We start from the raw sequence: 17,835 nt of genomic DNA on the forward strand, positions 1-17,835 counted from the left end.
GCCGCAGTCATATCTCCGTGTCATGCCGGTCGCGTACAAGGCGACGCCGCTTGGCATGGGTTTCGGGAATACCAGGTTTTCCAGCCCAGCCAGGCGTTCAAGCTCCTCTACATTGCGAGTGATTTGGCCACTGCCATCGCCGAGACGATTGTTCGTGACCGCTTTGAGGGGACGCAGGAACGTGTACTGGACGAGAGCGAAATCGAAGACTGGGGCGGTAGCCGAGGTGACGGCGACCGATCCGCTTGTTGTTCTCGACCTTAGCACGACCGGGCTGCTGAAGTTGGGAGTCAGCACGGATGCGGCTCGGGCGAAGGAGCATCGCGAGGGACGGAAGCTGAGCGAAGTCGTCTATGGCTCTTTCGCCGTCGACGGCTTGCTTTACTCTTCCCGCCTCACGGCGGCGGCATGCGTTGCGGTCTATGATCGCGCTGCCGGATTGAAGCTGGCCGCTTCTCCAGCCGTGGAACTGGTTCGACAGACGGATCTCGTCCGCGCCTTGCAGTCGCTTGGCGTATCGATCCGGGCCGGACGATAGCGCGGTAGCCTTTAGGCTTATTCGATTATCGCAAGCGGTTTTGCGGTGTGGCTCGCTGCAGGCGCTTTATCGCTTCGGTCCGAAAGTCTGGACGATCTCGCAATTCGCAAGTGAAGGCCGCCGGACCATCACTACTTGACTTGCCGAAATTCGTTTTGAGATGGGGCTCTGAATAGCCATCTTGTATGCGATGGCAACCGGACTAGGCGGATATTAAAGGCCCGATCAAAAGCTTGCCGCGCGCCTTCTTAACCGATCGACGCGACAGCTCAGCGCCACCGAAATCGGACGGGATTAATCCCGAGCGGGCCTCTGCGACCCTGGCAGCGGTCGAAGCTTCTGAAGCCGAAGCCGCTTTCGTGCAACAAGCCAGGGTGCAATGCTGAATTCGGAACGACGAGGGTCGGCGGCTGGATTGCCACTTTTCTGCACAGGCCAGCTCATCTTCTGACAGGGCGGCACTCTTTGGGTCATGCAATGAACACCGGACCCTTGCGGCCGAACCGCCGCCCTAGGCCTACTACGGCCTCGACACTGACGACGGCAACAAGACCTTCGAGATTAGCGTCGAATCCTCGCTAGCATGTCACTCTTCGATGCGCTGTTGAGTCTGCCGATCGAAAAAGTGAACCTTTGGGCTACACAAGGACAGTTTTACGCGCTGCTCTGGAACGAGTTCGACACGTTCACGGACTACCCAAGTTAGCTCCTTGCCCTCTACCTCCACGGCAACATGCGTCTCGGAACCCGTTGGTTCGACCACCTTCACAATCGCGTCCACGCCATCTTCACCGCCGAGAGCGATGTCTTCCGGACGAATTCCGAGCACCAACGGCCTGCCCGCCGAGGCACCCGGAGCGTGCGAGAGGTCTACTCGCGAGCCGCCTGCGAGGGTCAGCGCTGGGCTGCCGGAATTCCCCAGGGTTCCCTCGAGGAAGTTCATGGCTGGCGATCCAAGGAAGCCTGCGACGAAGACATTGCGCGGTCGATCGTACAGTTCGAGCGGGCTGCCGATCTGCTCCACCCTGCCGCCCTGCAGCACGACGATCTTGTCGGCCATGGTCATGGCCTCGATCTGGTCATGCGTGACATAGACGATCGTCGTCTTCAGGCGCTGATGCAGCGCCTTGATCTCGGCCCGCATTTTTACGCGCAGTTTGGCATCGAGGTTCGACAGGGGCTCGTCGAAGAGGAAGACTTTCGGATCGCGAACGATGGCGCGGCCCATGGCGACGCGCTGGCGTTGACCACCGGAAAGCTGTGCCGGCTTGCGCTCAAGCAGAGGCTGCAGGCCAAGAATGGCGGCGGCTTCCGCCACCTTCCTGTCGATTTCCACCCGCTTGGCACCGGCAAGTTCCAACGCAAAGCCCATGTTCTGGGCGACCGTCATCTGCGGATAGAGTGCGTAGTTCTGAAAGACCATCGCGATATTGCGGTCCTTCGGCTGTAGATCGTTGACGACGCGTCCGCCGATGCTGATCTTGCCGGCGCTGATATCTTCAAGACCGGCAATCATGCGCAATAGCGTTGATTTGCCGCAGCCAGACGGACCGACAAGGATGACGAACTCGCCCTCGGCGATGTCGACATCGATACCATGGATGATGTCGACCGCGCCGAAAGACTTCTTGACGTTCTGGATGTTTAAGCCGGACATGAGCTCCTCCTAAATCCTCAGCGCTTCCTGCGCACGCGCAGCGCCTGATGCGGCTTGCGCGGAAGCTTGACACCGAACGCGGCGTCGGGCTTGCCGCCGCGCACGATCGCGCCGTGACGGGTTGGATGCGGGACGGGTGCTGCGACCTTTTCGGCAGGGGTGATCGTCATCTCCCAGGTGTCGATGATATCGACGTCATAAGTCGTGCCTTCGAGCGGCAGGCCGGATGACCAGATGATCGGCTGGTGTTCGCCGAGATAGATCAGCCGGAAATCGCCGTCGCCATCTCGAGCACCCGAAACGCGCGACCAGGGCCATTCGCCGAGAATGCCCAGCGGTTCCAGCCCGTGTTTGACGTCGGCCTCGAGCAGTTCGCGCAGGAACCCGATGCGCTTCCACGCCTCGCCGCGCAGTTCGCCGCCCTTGGCCCACCAGATCAGGTCGTCGGGGTGGGAATAGGTTTCGCCATGGCCGGCATAGCCGCCGCGCGTCACGGTGATCCAGTAGCGGTGCACCAGCTCCTGCGCCGAGAGATTGCCCCAGGACTGCAGGATATCGCCTTCATATTCCGGCTCGTCGTTGATTACGGGCTTGCCATAGGCATTGCGCCATTCCTGGGTGCGCTTGACATCGGGGTTCTGTATGCAGGTATGGGTCACCCAGGGTTTGCGATGGTCGAAATTCGCCGTAACGTCGCCATTATGGATCGAACGCAGATGCTGGTACGGATCGTTTTCCTCCAGGATGTGGAAGTAGCGGTCCCACTGCTCCATCGGCTTGGTGTCGATCAGGAAGTCATATTCATTGGCGAGCGACCACCAGACATTCCGGTAGGCGGCAAGTCGCGCCGCGAGATAGGCGACATAGCGGAAATCCTGCTCGGCGGACATGTCGGCATAACCCCAGCGGTCATAGGGGTGGAAGATGATGATGTCGGCCTCGATGCCGAGCGCGCAAAGGGCCGCAACCTGCCTGTCGAAATGCTGGAAGAGGGCAGGGTTCGGACGGTCGAAATCGAGTTTGCCGTCGGTGCCAGTTTCGAAGCAGGCATGTAGGGGCTCGTTGGTGTTGTAAGGATAGTCCTTCGGGAAGACGCCCATGCGGATCTTGTTGAACCGGGTCTTCTTCAGCGTCTCCAGTGTCTGTTGCTGCATTTCCAGCGGCTGATGTGTCCACGCGTAGCAGGTCGTGCCGAAGGAGAAGAAGGGCGTGCCGTCGGCGTAACCGAAGTGGAACTTGTTGCGCACGCGCACTGGACCGTGATTGCCCGCCGAAGGCGCGGTCGCCGCAAACGATCCCGTCTTGCCGTCGAGCGCCGCCGTCTTCGAGCGCGTCCTGAAGGACCATTCGCCTTCGGTATCCGGCATGAAGCGGATGCGGTAGGTGCCGTTGCCGTCATAAAAGCCCGGCACGCGAACCTCGCGGCTCTTGTGCGTAAAAACGGCATCGAATGCCACGTCGAGATAGGGATTGCCCTCGGCCGGGCCGGCAAAGGCCGCCTCGAACACACCCCATTTTTCGACTGCTGCATCGGACATAAGTCTCTCCTCGTAGAACAAGATTTCGGTGTCAGCCCTTGACGGCACCGGAGGTCAGTCCGGACACGAAGTAGCGCTGGAACATGAGATAGACGATCGTCGCCGGAAGCACGGTCATGACGATCGCGGCGTTGAGCTGACCGTAATTGCTGGAGAACTGCCCCTGGAAAGACATGAGGCCGAGCGGCAGCGTCCACATGTGCTGGTCCTGCAGGAGGACGAGCGCCATGGCGAATTCGTTCCAGGTGGAGACGAAATCGAGGATCAAAAGGGCGGCGAGAACCGGCAGGCAGACCGGCAGAAAGATGCGCCGGAAGATGGTGAAATGTGTCGCGCCGTCGATGAGTGCTGCCTCGGAGAGTTCCTTCGGAATGCCCTTGAAGAAGCCGTGCAGGATGAAGACCTGGTAGGGAACGCCGAAGGCGATATAGGGCAGGATGACGCCCGGATAGGTGTCGATCAGTCCGAAGGCATTCACCAGCGTGAAGAGCGGTGCCAGCATCACCTGAAAGGGGATCATCGTGCCGAAGACCACCAGCAGCAGGAGCGCCTTGCTGATCTTGAGCTTGATCTTGGCGAGCGCATAAGCCGCCATCGCCGATAGCGCCAGGCCGAGCGGCACCTTGATGACGGTGATGATGACGCTGTTGAAGAAGGAACTTGCGAAATTGCCGCGGCTCCAGGCGTCGGCATAGTTCTGGAAGGCGAGTTCGGTCGGTGGCATGAAGGCGCCGGTGCTGGTAACGGCCGCCTGTGTCTTCAGCGAGGTGAAGACGATGAAAACGAAGGGCGCGACCCAGATCAGCGCCACGAGGACGAGGGCGATCCACAGGCCGATGAGCACAGGATCGCGCTTCAGGCGCAGGGGCTTGATATCGGTGTCGATATCATCAGCTTCGGCGGGTAGAGCTGTCACGCTTCGACCTCCTCATGCTTTTGCGTCCAGCGCAGATAGGGAATGACGATCGCCATGGTGATCAAAAGCAGGACGACGGAGATCGCAGCACCCCGGCCGAAGTCGAAGATCTGCATGGCCTGGGTGAAGGCCCAGAGCGCCAGCATTTGGGTCGACTGGGCCGGCCCGCCGCCCGTCAGGCCGTAGACGATATCGAAGGCCTTCAGCGACGAGATGATCGACAGCACCAGCACGATGGTGATGGTCGGGCGCAGCGCCGGCAGGGTGACATGTTTGAACACGGCCCAGCGGCCGGCGCCGTCGATGCGGGCGGCCTCGACCAGCGTCTGCGAGACATTCTGAAGACCTGCCAGGAAGAGCACCATCGAAAAGCCGACGGTCTGCCAGAGATAGGCGATAAAGACGGAATAGAGCGCAATGTCCTTGTTGCCGAGCCAGTCGTTGATCCAGGTCTGCATACCCCATGCGGTCAGCATCTGGCTGAACAGGCCGAAGAAGGGGTCGTACATCCACTTCCACATGGTGGCGACGGCGATCGGCGCGATGATAACAGGTAAGTAGAAGATTGCGCGCAGCCCGTTGCGGCCGAAGATCTTCTGGTTGAGGCTGAGCGCCAGGAGAAGACCGACCAGCGGCGGGAAGATCAGGCTCATCAGCGTCCAAATCACGGTATTCTTGAAGGCGACCCAGAAGACCGGATCGCGCGCGAAGATCGCTGAATAATTTGCAAGGCCGACGAAGGGGCGTTGCGGATCGAGCCCGTTCCACTTCTGAAAGCTGATGATGACCACGTTCAGCATCGGATAGAGCGCGAAGATCGCGTAGATCGCGAGCGCGGGCGCGAGCAGGAAGACAGCCTGCACGCGGGGATCATGTGTTGTCTGGCGCAAGGACATTCTCACCTCCGGGGCAGGGCATCACCCCGCCGGTCTTGCGGATGCGGCGCCAGCCGACCGACACGATGTCGGCCAGCCGGCGTCTCGGGAGGGGTCAGGTTCTGCCGGCGATGAAGGCTTGCATCTGCTTGGCAGCTTCAGTCGGTTCGATGCTGCCGGAGGCAACATCGTTGATGACGCGGAAATATTCCGTCGTCACGTCAAGCGGGAAGGCCTGGTCGCCGTTCATGTAGATCTTGCTGTAGGTCTTGAAGATATCCAGCCACTCGGCTTCCAGAGGCTTCTGGTTGGTGTATTGGACATTCTTGTTGACCGAGATCGAACTGATCTGGCCGACGAGATCCTGCTGCACCTTCGTCGACAGGAAATAGTCGATGAATTTTGCAGCCATGTCCGGGTTCTTGGTCTTGGTGCTGATGTAGTTGTATTCAGCAAAGCCGTAGAGACGGTTGGTATTGGTCGGGAAGGGGAAAATCCCGTAATCGTCGAGATTGGCGCCACTGCCGGAGAGCTGGCCGACCAGCCAGTCGCCTTCCAGCATCATGGCCGCACGGCCTGCGGTGAAGAGACTGTAGGACTGCTTGTTGTCGATGCCCATGAAGGGCTGAAGCGTATAATCCTTCGTCCACTTGGCGAATTCGGTGAATGCGTCGGTGGCGCAGGGCTCCTTCGACCAATCGAGCTTCATCAGCTTCAGCTGGTCGTGCTTGTCCGCACCGCACTTGGTCTCGAGGATCACGTCCATCAGGCGCATGACGTGCCAGTTGACCGTGCCGCCGAAGGTAAAGCCGGGAATGCCAGCTGCCTTGAGCTTGTCGGCTGCTGCCAGAAGCTCGTCATAGGTCTTCGGCTCTTCGGTGATGCCGGCCTGCTGGAAAAGCTTCTTGTTGTAGTAGACTGCTTCGCCTTTAAAGGTGAAAGGCGTGCCGTGTTTGCCGCCTGGATAGAGATCGGCAAAGGCCGCAGCTGACGGCAGCAGTTCGTCGTTCCACTTGTATTCGGTGTAGTACTTATCGAGCGGCAGCGATAGGCCGGCCTTCACGTATTCCCCGCCGAGGCCAAGACCTGCCCAGCTGAAATAGATATCCGGGCCGCGGTTGGAACCGGCAGCCACGCGCAGCGCCGTCTTGTGCTCGTCGACGGCACGCTGGACGATCTCGATATGAGTTCCGGGGTTTGCCGCTTCGAAGTCGCTGGCAACCTTCTTCAGCGCTACGTTGGCGGCATTGTTGTCGAAGTTCAGCGTCCAGAGCGTGATGTCTTCAGCCTTGACGGGGGTGACCGCGATAGCCGCGAGCGCGATGGCGGCCATAGATGAAGACTTCAATTTCGCAGAAAGCGTCAGCATTACGTCCTCCTCTTGTAAGCTGGTCCTCTTCTTGCAGCAAGCTCATCAACATGTCAACTGGTATGATGACATAACCATGCGAGGGCTGCTCACATTTATGACCCGGCATCGAATGCGGCCGAATAGAAAGACCAGCAGCGACGAGGAGCTGGCGCCTTCACATCGAACGGGCTTCGACCGGATCAGAGGGCGACGTCAATCGCTGCCGAGCCGAAAGCGCCGAGCGTCAGGCTTCCCTTCTGCGAAGCCGGCCGGAATGCGCCGAAATCGATGCCTCGCTCCTCCGCCGTCAGATTGACGACATGAAGCGTTGGGCCTGACTGGAAGGCCAGAATCTCTGATGGCCGAGCGGAGGTGCAGCCGCGCCAGGATGTGCCGGCAAGGCGCGAGAGCAGCTTGACGACGTTAAAGAGCGGCCGAATGCCACCTTCGATGGTCGGCTCGCCCTTGCCGGCAACCAGTCCGAAGGGACCAGTCAGCGCCGACAGGGTAAGGCATTCGATATTGGCGTCTAGCACGCGGATTGCGTAACCGAGCGCAAACGCTTCCGCGAAGCGACCATTGTGGCGCGGATCGCGGTTTGCCATGGGAATGCGCCTGCCGGCGGGATTGTCCATCGTGCGGCTGCCATAGGGGTTCTGCCGCATGGGAATAGTCGAGGGGCCAATCCGGTAGGGCTTGTCGCCATAGATGGCACGCACCGAACGGGTGATGAAAGGCAGCGCCTCCAGCGTCTGCATGACGCTGAGATCATCGGCGGCATGGACGATCGGGTTGGTGCAATGGCTGACGAAGCCGAGGCTGTCGGCCGGCACGCGCTTGCGATTGAGTTCGGTGAAATAACTGAGCATGCCGCCTCCGATGCGAATGCCGGCGAAAGCCTCGTGCGCTGCTGCATAGACCTCTTCGAGCGGCGGACATTCCGGCCACTTGCTGCCCGGAGGCGTCGACTGCCGGTCGACGGAAGGCGAGATCAGGATAGCGGTCGGGCGGAAGCCCGCAGCCTGCATCTGTCTGGCAATCTCATGGGTCTCGGAGGCCGGTGCTAGTTTGCAGGGCAGGGCGATCTCCAGCGTCGAGCGGCCGCGGTGAACAGCGGCGACCGCCGCGAAATCCCTGAATGCCTGTGCGTCATGCCCCGCATCGGGATCGAAGTGGAAGAGCAGTTCCTGCGGCGCAATGTCGGACAGGAGGTCGCGAGCGACAAGCGCTGCCTTGGCTTCTTCGGGCGTGACGATCAGGCCGATATCAGGCATCGTGCCGCGCCCCTCGCCCGGTTCGAGCCTGATCGTGCGGTCAGCGCGGTTGGCTGGCCTCTGCCCGCTTCTTGTGTCGTGAATGGAAAGAACGATCCGCTGGCCCACCAGTTCGTTCGCCGCAATCCGGTAGGGCCAAGGCAGCGCCAGCGGGCGCACATAGGTTTTGTAAGAAGCGTCCGACCAGTTGCGCTGATCCTCCATCTCGAACGTGTCGCCTTCCATGCGGCAATCGGCCGATACGCCCGGCAGCACCTGATGGGTAATCGCCCGCATATCCTTGAACGGTTGCCAGGGGGCGACCTGATCGGGGAAACGCGTCTCGCTGACGCCGCCATCGACATGCTCGACCTTGGCTGGGCTGCCGGCAATGCCTGCGATCGGGTGCAGGATGCAGAAGCCGCAGCGGTTGGTTTCGAAACCGGTCGACGAGAGCGCTCCTGCTTCGAAGGTCAACTCCCGTTCGGTTGCGGCAATATGCACGGAAATGGCAAGTCTGGTATCGTCAGGTCCCGTGCAACGAGCGATATAGCGGACGGAAAAGCTGCCATTGTCCTGCTCGACCCAAAGATCCTCGATGGCGGGGCTGTAGGTGCCCCAGTCGCGGTCACGCACCAGATAGGAGACGGCGCGCAGCACCTCGACACCGTCATAGCGAATCGTCCGCAGATTCCCATTGGCAAGATCGGCAGACAGGTGTCCGGCGACGAGCTTGACAGGATGCTCTTCGGCCTCACGCGTGCCGTAAAGGGCGAAGACGTCCGTAGTCATCTCAGCATCGCCTCCACGTCGACGGTCTTGCCTGACGCGGCACTGTCATAGGCTGCCTCGACAAGGGCGAAGGTCTTCAGGTTGTCGGCGCCTGACGTTGCCGGTTCGCCACCGGTCTGCAGCCTGTCGATCCAATGTTTCTGGATCGCATAAACGCTTTCCTGGATATTGTGCCAGGGCCGCGATGCCCAGGAGAGCAGCTGCGGCGAAGCATCGGAAACGACGGTACCCGCCGCATTGGTGACTTCGAGCCGGTAGCCAACGGAGAGACGGATCGTTCCATCGGTGCCGTCGAGCTCGATCAGCGTTTCGGGAAAAGGCTCCGTGGCGAGCTTCGTGGCGTAGCTGATATCGACAACAGAGGTCGCACCATTTTTGTGGTCGAGCAGGATGGTCGCGACATCCTCGCCCTTGATCTTTGGATTAACGCGCTTCGTGCGGGCCGAAAGCGTCGTGACGTCGCTGAGGATGAAGCGGGCGATGTCGAGCGTATGGATGCCGAGGTCTTCGATGATGAAGCGTTCGCCTTCGGCAAGGTACGGCTGGCCCGAAAACACGTCATAACCCGAGCGGAAGGAGAAGCGGCCCCAGAAGGGCGTACCAATCGCCTTGCTGTCGAGAAGTCGGCGAACCGCCTGGATCGGTGTCTGCCAGCGGAAATTCTCGTGTACCATCAGCGGAATGGCGGCCTTCCGGCAGGCCTCGACCATCGCCTTGGCATCGGCAAGCGTTTTGGCGAAAGGCTTCTGGCAGATGGCGGGGATCTTGTGGCTGGCGGCAAGTTCCACCAGCACCCGGTGGCTCTGGACCGTGGTGGCGATATCGACGAAATCGAAACCGCCATCGGCAAACATGACTGCGGCGTCGCTATAGCGCCGTTCGATGCCAAACTGATCGCCGACGATCTTCAACCGTTCAGAATCGCGATCGCAGATCGCCACGATCGCGGCACCCTCAACGTCCCTCCATGCATGCATCTGATTGATCGCAAAGAAGCCGCACCCGATCAGAGCACCTTTGAATTCAGCCATTTCAACCCGCCTTTGCCATCTGCATGAGAGTCACGCGCTGCTGCAGCCGTCGCTGCGCCTGATCGACGACGACCGCGATGATGATGACCAGACCCTTGATCACCATCTGCCAGAAAGAGGAAACCCCCATCATGACGAGACCGTCGGAGAGAATGCCGATCACGAAGGCGCCGATGATCGTGCCGCCGATCGTGCCGCGTCCGCCCGACATCGAGGTGCCGCCGAGCACGGCTGCGGCAATTGCGTTGAGTTCGAAGCTTTCGCCCGTTGCCGGATGCGCGGCCATCAGCTCCGAGGAGATGACGATGCCGACGATCGCGGCGCAAAGGCCGGAGAACATGTAGACGAAGATCTTTACCAGATCGACGCGTATGCCAGACATGCGGGCGGCTCGCTCGTTGCCACCGACAGCGAAGATATGGCGGCCGATCGGTGTCGAGCGCGCCACATAGGCAGCGACGAGCGCCAGGAAGATCAGAATCCAGATGGAGACGGGCAGGCCGAGGATGCGGCCGGCGCCGAAGAAATCGAAACCGGTCGTGGCATATTCCGGCCGGCCGAGAAGGTTCGGGAAGGTCTGACCGTCGGAGGAAAGCAACGCCAGGCCGCGGGCGACATAGAGCGTGCCGAGGGTTGCAATGAAGGGCGCGACATTGAGCTTGGTGATCAGGAGGCCATTGATCAGGCCGATGATGAGGCCGATCGAAAGTGTGATCAGCACGATTTCTACGAGATTGAAATAGACCGTATAGCCGATCGGCAGTTCGACGCCATAGAGGATCAGGCCGCCAGCGACCATGCCGCAGAGGCCAACGATCGAGCCGACAGAGAGGTCTATGCCGCCGGTGATGATGACGAAGGTCATGCCCATCGCCAGGAAGGCGTTCAGCGCGACATGCTTCGACATCAGAATCATGTTTGCAGTCGAGGTGAAGTTCGGCGCGAAGATCGAGAAGAAAATGATGACGGCAAAGAGCGCGATGAAGGTTCGAAGCTTCATCAGCGTCAAAAGGAAGGAGCCGTTCGCGCCCTTCTGCGCGGAGGTGGATGCGGTAGCCGCCGTCATGACGCGAGTTTCCCTTGATGTTCGTGCCCCTTGGCCGAGGCCGCGATAATGGCGTCTTCAGTCGCGTGCGCGCGCTCGAAGACGGCGATGAGATGGCCGTTGCTGAGCACCGCGATGCGATCGGAAAGCGCCATGACCTCTTCCAGGTCGGAGGTTGAAAACAGGATGGCGAGACCATTGGCGGCAAGCCGGCGCATGGTGCGAAAGACGTCTGCCTTGGCGCCGACATCGATGCCCCGGCTTGGCTCGTCCATCAACAGAACCTTCGGATTGGTCATCAGCGCCTTACCGATGACGACTTTTTGCTGGTTGCCGCCAGACATGGAGGTCACCTCGAAGTCCGGGTTCGGCGCCTTGATGGAGAGATCGCGGATCGCTTCGGCGATGGCGTTCTTTTCGGCCCTGGCATCGATGTGAAAGAGACGCGTGAAGCGGCCAAGGCTGGCGAGCGTCAGGTTCGATGCAATGGAGAGAACCTGCACCAGCCCCTCGCGCTGCCGATCCTCCGGGATGAGTGCCAAGCCGCGGCGGATGCGTCGCGTCGTATCGCGGGCACGCACTTCCTCGCCGTCAATGAAGATCTTGCCGGTCGAATGCGTATGTCGGCCGATGACGCATTCAAAGAATTCGCTGCGTCCGGCACCCATCAGCCCGTAAATACCGAGGATCTCGCCGGCCTTGACCGACAGCGAGACATTGTCAACCGCAAGCCCACCCGTCGGGCGCGGCAGACTGATATTTTCGGCGCGGAACATCTCCTTGCCGAGTGCATGATCCCCGGATTTGGCAAAATCCTTGGCATCCGAGCCGATCATCGAACGCACAATCCAGCGGGTATCGATATCCTTGACCATCGCCTGACCGGTGATCTGCCCGTCACGTAGTACGGTGATGTAGTCACCGATCCGCATCAGTTCTTCCAACCGGTGCGAGATATAGACGATTGCCACGCCTTGCGCCTTCAGCTCGGCGATCACCTTGAAGAGGATCTCGACTTCGGCGGCCGACAGCGCCGACGTCGGTTCGTCCATGATGAGGATGCGGGCGTTCAGCGACATCGCCTTGGCGATTTCGACGAGCTGCTGCTGGCCGATCGGCAGATCCTCGACCATGGTCTCGGCATCGATGCCGGCATCAAGCCGCTCGAGGAATTCGTTGGCCTTGCGGACCTGCTCCTTATGGTCGATGCCGATGATGCCGCGGGTCAGTTCGCGCGCCGCAAAGATGTTTTCGGCAACCGACATATTGGCGAAGAGGTTGAGTTCCTGAAAGATCATGCCGATGCCATGCGCTTGCGCGTCGGCCGGGCTGTCGAAGGAAACGGTTTCGCCGTCGAGGATGATGCGCCCGAGTGTCGGCCGCTCGACGCCGGCGATGATCTTCATCAGCGTCGATTTGCCGGCGCCGTTTTCCCCGACGAGCACATTGACGGCGCCGCTCCGCAGTTCGAGATTGGCGCGCTTGACGGCGACAATACCCGAATAAACCTTCGACACGTCGTCAAGGCGCAGAATGATATCGTCCTTCGCGGCTTCGGCCATGATCATTGTCCCACCGTCAGCGCTGAGGGGGTGACGAGCGGCAGATCGCTGCCCGAGGGCAGCGGGAAGGCACCCGTCACGGTCACGGCCTTGCCGACCAGCCCGTCGCGCGGGATCGCCGACAGGAATGCGGCGTTCGCCTTCTCATTGAAGGACTTGCCGAATTGCGCCCATTCGATCTGGTTCTTGAATTCGTTGAAATTGACGAAATCCAGCGTGTCGCGCAGTGCGGTGCCTCGAATGGCCGGACCGATCTGCACCTTGGCATCCGCCTTGCCGTCTCCGTCGGCATCGACATCAAGTGTTGCCGCACGCGAGGCCGTATCGGCGGCAACGACCTTGCCGGTAAATTTCACCGCATAGGTCCAGGGCGAGCTCGCCTGCTTGTGCGGATTGCCGTATCTCTCGCCGGCCTGATCGGGGCTCGAAGCGGCCAGCGCCACAACGTCCTTCAGCTCGCCGGCATGCTTTTCATAATAGGCAACGACCTGGACCTGCCATATGGCCTCGACCTTGGCATTCGGATCAAAAGCGCTCTTTGCAGCGGCTGCGGCCTTTTCCTCCGCAGTCGGTGTCTTGATAATCTTGCAGCCGGGCAAAGCCGCCGCCACGAGAGCGGCAATCAGGGCGAGCCTGATCCTCATCATGCTGTCAACCTCGAAATCTATGAGAACAGGTTGCAGGGAGCACGGTCTTCCGCGCTCCCTGCACCAATCGGTCCGCCTTATTTTGCCAGTGCGAAAGTCTCGAGCTTACCGGCGTTGTCGGCATTGATGAGGACGCAGTCCATGAGCTGCTTTTCTTCCTTCGGCGCCGTCTTGTTCTTGATGTAGGCGTCAGCCTGTTCGACAGCCATCTGGGCCTGTGCGTAGGCCGGCTGCAGCACGGTTGCCTTGATGCCGCCAGCCTTGATGGAGTCACGCACGTCATTCGAGCCGTCGAAGCCGACGACGATCACATCCTTGCGTCCGGCGGCCTGGAGAGCGGCGATTGCGCCCATGGCCATCGTGTCGTTGCCGGAGATCACGCCCTTGATGTCGGGATTGGCCTGCAGGATGGTTTCCATCTTGGCATAGGCTTCCGTCTGGCTCCAATTGGCCGACTGCTTGGCGACCGACTTCAGGTCCGGATAGTCGTCGATGACATCATGATAGCCCTGCGAGCGGATGCCGGCATTGGTGTCGGACTCCTTGCCGACCAATTCGACATAATTGCCCTTCTCGCCCATGAGCTTGACGAATTCCTGCGCGCCGAGCTGGGCGCCCTGATAGTTGTTGGAAACGATCTGGGCGACGGCCACACCGGTCGCATTGATTTCGCGGTCGATCAGGAAGGAGGGGATGCCGGCGTCCTTGGCCTTTTTGACGGCGGCAACCGAAGCGTCGGCACCGGCATTGTCGAGGATGATTGCCTTGGCGCCGCGGCCGATGGCGGTATCGATCATTTCGGACTGCTTGTTGGCATCGTCGTCATGGGTCATGACGAGCGCTTCATAGCCGAGTTCCTTGGCCTTGGCCTCAGCTCCGACGGCTTCCGCCTTGAAGAAGGGGTTGTCGTGAGCCGGCGTGATGATGGCGATCAGGTCAGCCGAAAAGGCCGGCATGGCGACGCCAAGCGAAAGCGCGCTGGCGAAGGCGGCAAGGGTCAGTCTGCGGGTAAGCTTCATGGTTTCTCCTCCCAGGTTTGACGCATGGTCGAACCAACCCCGGTTCGGCTAAAATCCATGCGAAAAAGAAAACCGGCCCGTCAAAATCCCCACGCGGGCCGGTAGAGCGACATGGCCGCAGCCTTGTCGCGGCATTGTCAGGTGATGCGCCGGATGCTGTCGGCGATCTCCTGAGGTTCGAAGACCTTCTTCCAGTCGTCGCGCATGAGGGCCGGAATGCCGAATTCGATCGCCTTGTTGCAGGCATCCGAGAATACGCCGTCGACCTCCTTGAAGATGACGGCGCCGAGCACGTTCATGTGGCCGAGCAGGAAGTCGCGGGCAGCTTCCGCCGGAACGCCGCGCGCAATACATTCGTCCATTGCCTGTCGCATGATGACGAGCAGAGAGGCGCAGACAGTTTCCGAAAGGCCAGGCTCGAGCATCGCCATCTGCTCGACGGTGACGCGGTGCGAGCGCATGACCGGAGCCCAGATCACTTTGGCGATCTCTTCGCCGAGGCTATAGGCGCTTTCTGGACCCTGCATGAGTGCCGAGACGATGTGCTGCTTGGCAAAGAGGCCGCCGAAATGATCCTTCTTCGCCTGCATCTCCGTCTCGTCGTTGAAGATCGGCGGATGGCAGGGGTGGGTGACGAAATAGGTGAGATCGCTACGCTCCGGCAGGTGGCCGGCGAAGGGGGCGGCGGCATCGAGAGCGACGACCATCGTGCCGGGCTTCAGCTTGTCGACGATGCCGGCGGCGACTTTGCCGATCGCCGTATCCGGCACGGCGAGGATCACGACGTCTGCACCGTCAAGGCCGGTGTCGGCCGACACGCAGTCAATGCCGAGATCGTTCTTCAAGCGGGCTTTGCCGGCATCGCTGACTTCCACGTGGCGGACACCGAAACGGGAACCTTTGAGATTCTTGGCCAGCCGGTATCCCATTTTTCCGCCGGCGCCAAAAAGGGCAATTGCAGTCATGTTTCCTCACCTTCGTTGTGGGAATTGGTATCGTAACTGGTATAATGAGTCAATCACCATTCCAGTGTCGTCAAACCTTTACCGCATCGAGCCGGTCAATAGCTTGGACGTTGTCGGCAGAGGGGCCTTGAGGATCGAATTCCGATGCGAGCCAGGTGTCGACGATCGATTTCGCAAGCTCCGGCCCGATGACGCGGGCGCCCATCGTAATGATTTGGGCATTGTTAGATTTGGCCGCGCGCTCGGCCGAATAGGTATCGTGGGTCAGCGCAGCGCGGATGCCGGGCACCTTGTTCGCCGAAATGCACACGCCGATGCCCGTGCCGCAGAAGAGAATACCGCGCTCATGTTCGCCGGCGACGATTGTCTGGCCAAGCCGCTGGGCAAGATCGGCATAAAAGCCGGACTGGCTTAGATCGTGAACCTCGAGATCGGCGCGCCCGGCAAGATGCGAGGCAATAATGTCCAGCAGCGGCTTGCCGGCGCTGTCTGCTCCAATGGCTATTTTCATGGCAGTTCCTTTCGATCTTTGCGGCTCTGCTGCGGTCAGGATGAGATCGCCCGGCTGACGCGGGCGAGGATGTCGAGATAGCCTTCGACCGCCCAGGCTGAGCGGCCGATGAACAGTCCATCGATGTGTTTGCAGGCGATCAGCTCGTCGCAATTGTCGGAATTGACGCTGCCGCCGTAGAGAACCGGCACCGACCGGCCGAGGACGGCGCGCGCGGTCTCGCCGATTGCGGCCTGGCGCTCGTCGGCATAATCGGCCGTGGCCGGAATGCCATTCACGCCGATCGCCCAGACAGGCTCGTAGGCCAGCAGGATCTGAGGCTGGCCTACGGCGTCGGCGACCTGTTCCAGCGCACCCCTGACCTGTCGTTCCAGCACATGGTCGGCCATGCCGGCCTCGCGCTCGGCCCGCGTCTCTCCGATGCAGACCAAGGGGGTGAGCCCGTGGCGTAGGGCAGCAGCCACCTTCAGGCCGACCGTTGCGTCCGTTTCACCAAAATGTTCGCGGCGCTCGGAATGGCCGAGCTCGACGATATCGAGACCGCAATCTCTCAGCATGATCGGCGAGATCTCGCCGGTCCACGCCCCGGCATCGTCCCAGTGCATGTTCTGCGCACCGACCTTGACGGAGGTCCCCGAAAGCCTCTGCTTGACCTCCCGCACGGCGGTGAAGGGCGGAATGACGAAACGCTGCACGCGGGGATCGCGCGCCTGATCCGTTTCGACGAGGCGCTCCGCAAAGCGGATGGCCTCGGCGAGCGTCTTGTTCATCTTGAAGCTGGTGCCTACCCAATAGGTCATCAGGCTTTCCTTCCATCCCGGATCTGCGCGAAATAGCCGTCGGCCCCGACCTGCCCGCCTTTCAGAGCGATCTGCAGCCCGTCGGTCGGGGCGTAGCTGCCATGGGCGGTGCAGAGTGGCGAACCGGGCGTTTGCGGCAGCGGCAAGAGGGTCGTCAGCGCATCGACGCGCAATTCCTTCAGCGCGTGGCTGGACGTATCGCCGCCTGCAATCACGGCACGTGACAGCCTTTCGGTTTCGACAAGGCGGCGCAGGATGGTGCCAAGCGCCTGCCCCAGCCGATGACGGGCGCCGGGCAGCTGGTCGATATCGGCGCCACGATCGGCTGAAGGGCCGAGCGCAGTGTGAAGGATGACGCTGCGGCCGGCTTTCAATGCGGCAAGACCCGCGGCAACCGCCACGTTCTGGGTTGCCTCGGCATTGGCCCCGATCAAAGCGAGCGGATCGAGCGGAATATCGTGAAAGCCTTTGGCAATCGCCGTTCGGATCTGCCGTTCGGTCGTTGGCGAAACGCTGCCGGAGACGACGGCAAGCCGCTCGACCTTGCCCGGAGACTGGAATTCGACGCTGGGGCCGATCAGGCCCTCGTCGCGCCAGGCATTGATGAGCGCATATTCGATGCCGGAGGAACCGGCGACGAAGCTCCCCTTGGCAGCCGCGATCCGCTTCAGCTGCCGGCCGGCAGCGGCCTGGCTTTCGGCAGAATCGACGTCGAGGAGCAGGATGCCGGAGAGGTCGGCAATCATCTGATCGATTTTCGCATCGGCATCCGGCGCCGACAGCAGTGCCAGATCGGCCAATGAGACGGGAAGTTCCGTTTGCTTGCAGAGATGCAGCGCAAGATCTGCCTCATGCATCGGCGTAACAGGATGGCGGCTCATGACCGGGTGCCGGTCGATGCGGAAGACACGGCCCTGATAGGCGGCAAAGAGATGGCCGAAGGCTGTGTAGCGTTTCAGCTGCGGCGCACCGACGATGACAGGCACGACCGTCTGTTCGAAGATGGCCCGGCCGATCTCGATCGCCTTGCCGATATTGCCGACCTCTGGTGCGGAATCGAAGGTCGAGCAGACCTTGTAGTGGCAGATGCTCGCATCGAGCCTCTTCAGCCAGTCAAAGACGGGCGAAAGATGCTGCTGCATCCAGGCGGGGGTCTCGCTGCGGCTCGTTCCGGCGATGCCGATGGCGCGGCAATTCCGGAAGCGATTGAGCAGGGCCTGGCCGGGAATGCCGAGGAAGAGCACCGAGGCAATGCCGTTGATCGCGAGCGCTTCCATCACATCGGTCGAGCCGGTGAAATCGTCGCCGTAATAGCTGACGAGCAGGTCGCCCATG

General features: G+C 60.9%; 16 protein-coding genes. 1 reads left to right on the forward strand and 15 read right to left on the reverse strand.

Translation table 11 applies throughout. The features are described from left to right. The first annotated feature begins 181 nt into the window (after positions 1–181). Complete coding sequence (locus FHX08_RS31700) at positions 182–538, forward strand: RES domain-containing protein (RefSeq protein ID WP_312862208.1); 357 nt, start codon at positions 182–184, stop codon at positions 536–538. A 586-nt stretch (positions 539–1,124) separates the two neighbouring features. Here FHX08_RS31700 and FHX08_RS26835 read toward each other — a convergent pair. The 15 genes from FHX08_RS26835 to FHX08_RS26905 all read right to left on the reverse strand — a co-directional run bounded on the left by FHX08_RS26835 (position 1,125) and on the right by FHX08_RS26905 (position 17,834). After that, positions 1,125–2,195 (reverse strand): ABC transporter ATP-binding protein, encoded by a 1,071-nt coding sequence (locus tag FHX08_RS26835; protein ID WP_184327921.1) that lies wholly within the window; start codon positions 2,193–2,195, stop codon positions 1,125–1,127. Between the two features lie 17 nt (positions 2,196–2,212). Beyond that, the gene (locus FHX08_RS26840) at positions 2,213–3,733 is read right to left on the reverse strand and encodes a DUF5060 domain-containing protein (RefSeq protein WP_184327922.1); all 1,521 of its coding nucleotides are present in this window, start codon (positions 3,731–3,733) and stop codon (positions 2,213–2,215) included. A 31-nt stretch (positions 3,734–3,764) separates the two neighbouring features. Beyond that, the gene (locus tag FHX08_RS26845) at positions 3,765–4,649 is read right to left on the reverse strand and encodes a carbohydrate ABC transporter permease (protein WP_184327923.1); all 885 of its coding nucleotides are present in this window, start codon (positions 4,647–4,649) and stop codon (positions 3,765–3,767) included. After that, entirely contained in the window at positions 4,646–5,545 is a 900-nt protein-coding gene (locus tag FHX08_RS26850; RefSeq protein ID WP_184327924.1) for a carbohydrate ABC transporter permease, read from the reverse strand. Before FHX08_RS26850 ends, FHX08_RS26845 begins: the two co-directional genes overlap by 4 nt. Positions 5,546–5,639: 94 nt before the next feature. Next, positions 5,640–6,893, reverse strand: a complete 1,254-nt coding sequence (locus FHX08_RS26855; protein ID WP_184327925.1) for an extracellular solute-binding protein — start codon at positions 6,891–6,893, stop codon at positions 5,640–5,642. Between the two features lie 182 nt (positions 6,894–7,075). After that, positions 7,076–8,920, reverse strand: coding sequence for a hypothetical protein (locus FHX08_RS26860; protein WP_184327926.1), 1,845 nt, complete (start codon positions 8,918–8,920; stop codon positions 7,076–7,078). Beyond that, positions 8,917–9,951 carry a Gfo/Idh/MocA family protein gene (locus FHX08_RS26865; protein ID WP_184327927.1) on the reverse strand — a complete coding sequence of 345 codons (1,035 nt, stop codon included), beginning with the start codon at positions 9,949–9,951 and terminating at the stop codon, positions 8,917–8,919. Before FHX08_RS26865 ends, FHX08_RS26860 begins: the two co-directional genes overlap by 4 nt. Position 9,952: 1 nt before the next feature. Further along, positions 9,953–11,017, reverse strand: coding sequence for an ABC transporter permease (locus FHX08_RS26870; RefSeq protein ID WP_184327928.1), 1,065 nt, complete (start codon positions 11,015–11,017; stop codon positions 9,953–9,955). Beyond that, complete coding sequence (locus FHX08_RS26875; protein ID WP_184327929.1) at positions 11,014–12,564, reverse strand: sugar ABC transporter ATP-binding protein; 1,551 nt, start codon at positions 12,562–12,564, stop codon at positions 11,014–11,016. The genes FHX08_RS26870 and FHX08_RS26875 overlap by 4 nt, the downstream gene beginning before the upstream one ends. Next, the gene (locus tag FHX08_RS26880; protein WP_184327930.1) at positions 12,561–13,205 is read right to left on the reverse strand and encodes a DUF2291 family protein; all 645 of its coding nucleotides are present in this window, start codon (positions 13,203–13,205) and stop codon (positions 12,561–12,563) included. The genes FHX08_RS26875 and FHX08_RS26880 overlap by 4 nt, the downstream gene beginning before the upstream one ends. 77 nt (positions 13,206–13,282) lie before the next feature. Next, positions 13,283–14,224: a D-ribose ABC transporter substrate-binding protein gene (locus FHX08_RS26885; protein WP_132657304.1), complete on the reverse strand. Its 942-nt coding sequence runs from the start codon at positions 14,222–14,224 to the stop codon at positions 13,283–13,285. A 137-nt stretch (positions 14,225–14,361) separates the two neighbouring features. Further along, complete coding sequence (locus FHX08_RS26890) at positions 14,362–15,189, reverse strand: phosphogluconate dehydrogenase C-terminal domain-containing protein (RefSeq protein ID WP_184327931.1); 828 nt, start codon at positions 15,187–15,189, stop codon at positions 14,362–14,364. A gap of 70 nt (positions 15,190–15,259) precedes the next feature. Continuing rightward, positions 15,260–15,700: an RpiB/LacA/LacB family sugar-phosphate isomerase gene (locus FHX08_RS26895; RefSeq protein ID WP_132657301.1), complete on the reverse strand. Its 441-nt coding sequence runs from the start codon at positions 15,698–15,700 to the stop codon at positions 15,260–15,262. Between the two features lie 35 nt (positions 15,701–15,735). After that, positions 15,736–16,500 (reverse strand): triose-phosphate isomerase, encoded by a 765-nt coding sequence (locus FHX08_RS26900; protein ID WP_184327932.1) that lies wholly within the window; start codon positions 16,498–16,500, stop codon positions 15,736–15,738. Next, a complete protein-coding gene (locus FHX08_RS26905; RefSeq protein WP_184327933.1) occupies positions 16,500–17,834 on the reverse strand; it encodes a four-carbon acid sugar kinase family protein in 1,335 nt (444 codons plus the stop codon). The genes FHX08_RS26900 and FHX08_RS26905 overlap by 1 nt, the downstream gene beginning before the upstream one ends. Between the last annotated feature and the right edge of the window lies 1 nt (position 17,835).

The organism is Rhizobium sp. BK529 (genome assembly GCF_014194105.1).
Classification (GTDB): domain Bacteria; phylum Pseudomonadota; class Alphaproteobacteria; order Rhizobiales; family Rhizobiaceae; genus Rhizobium.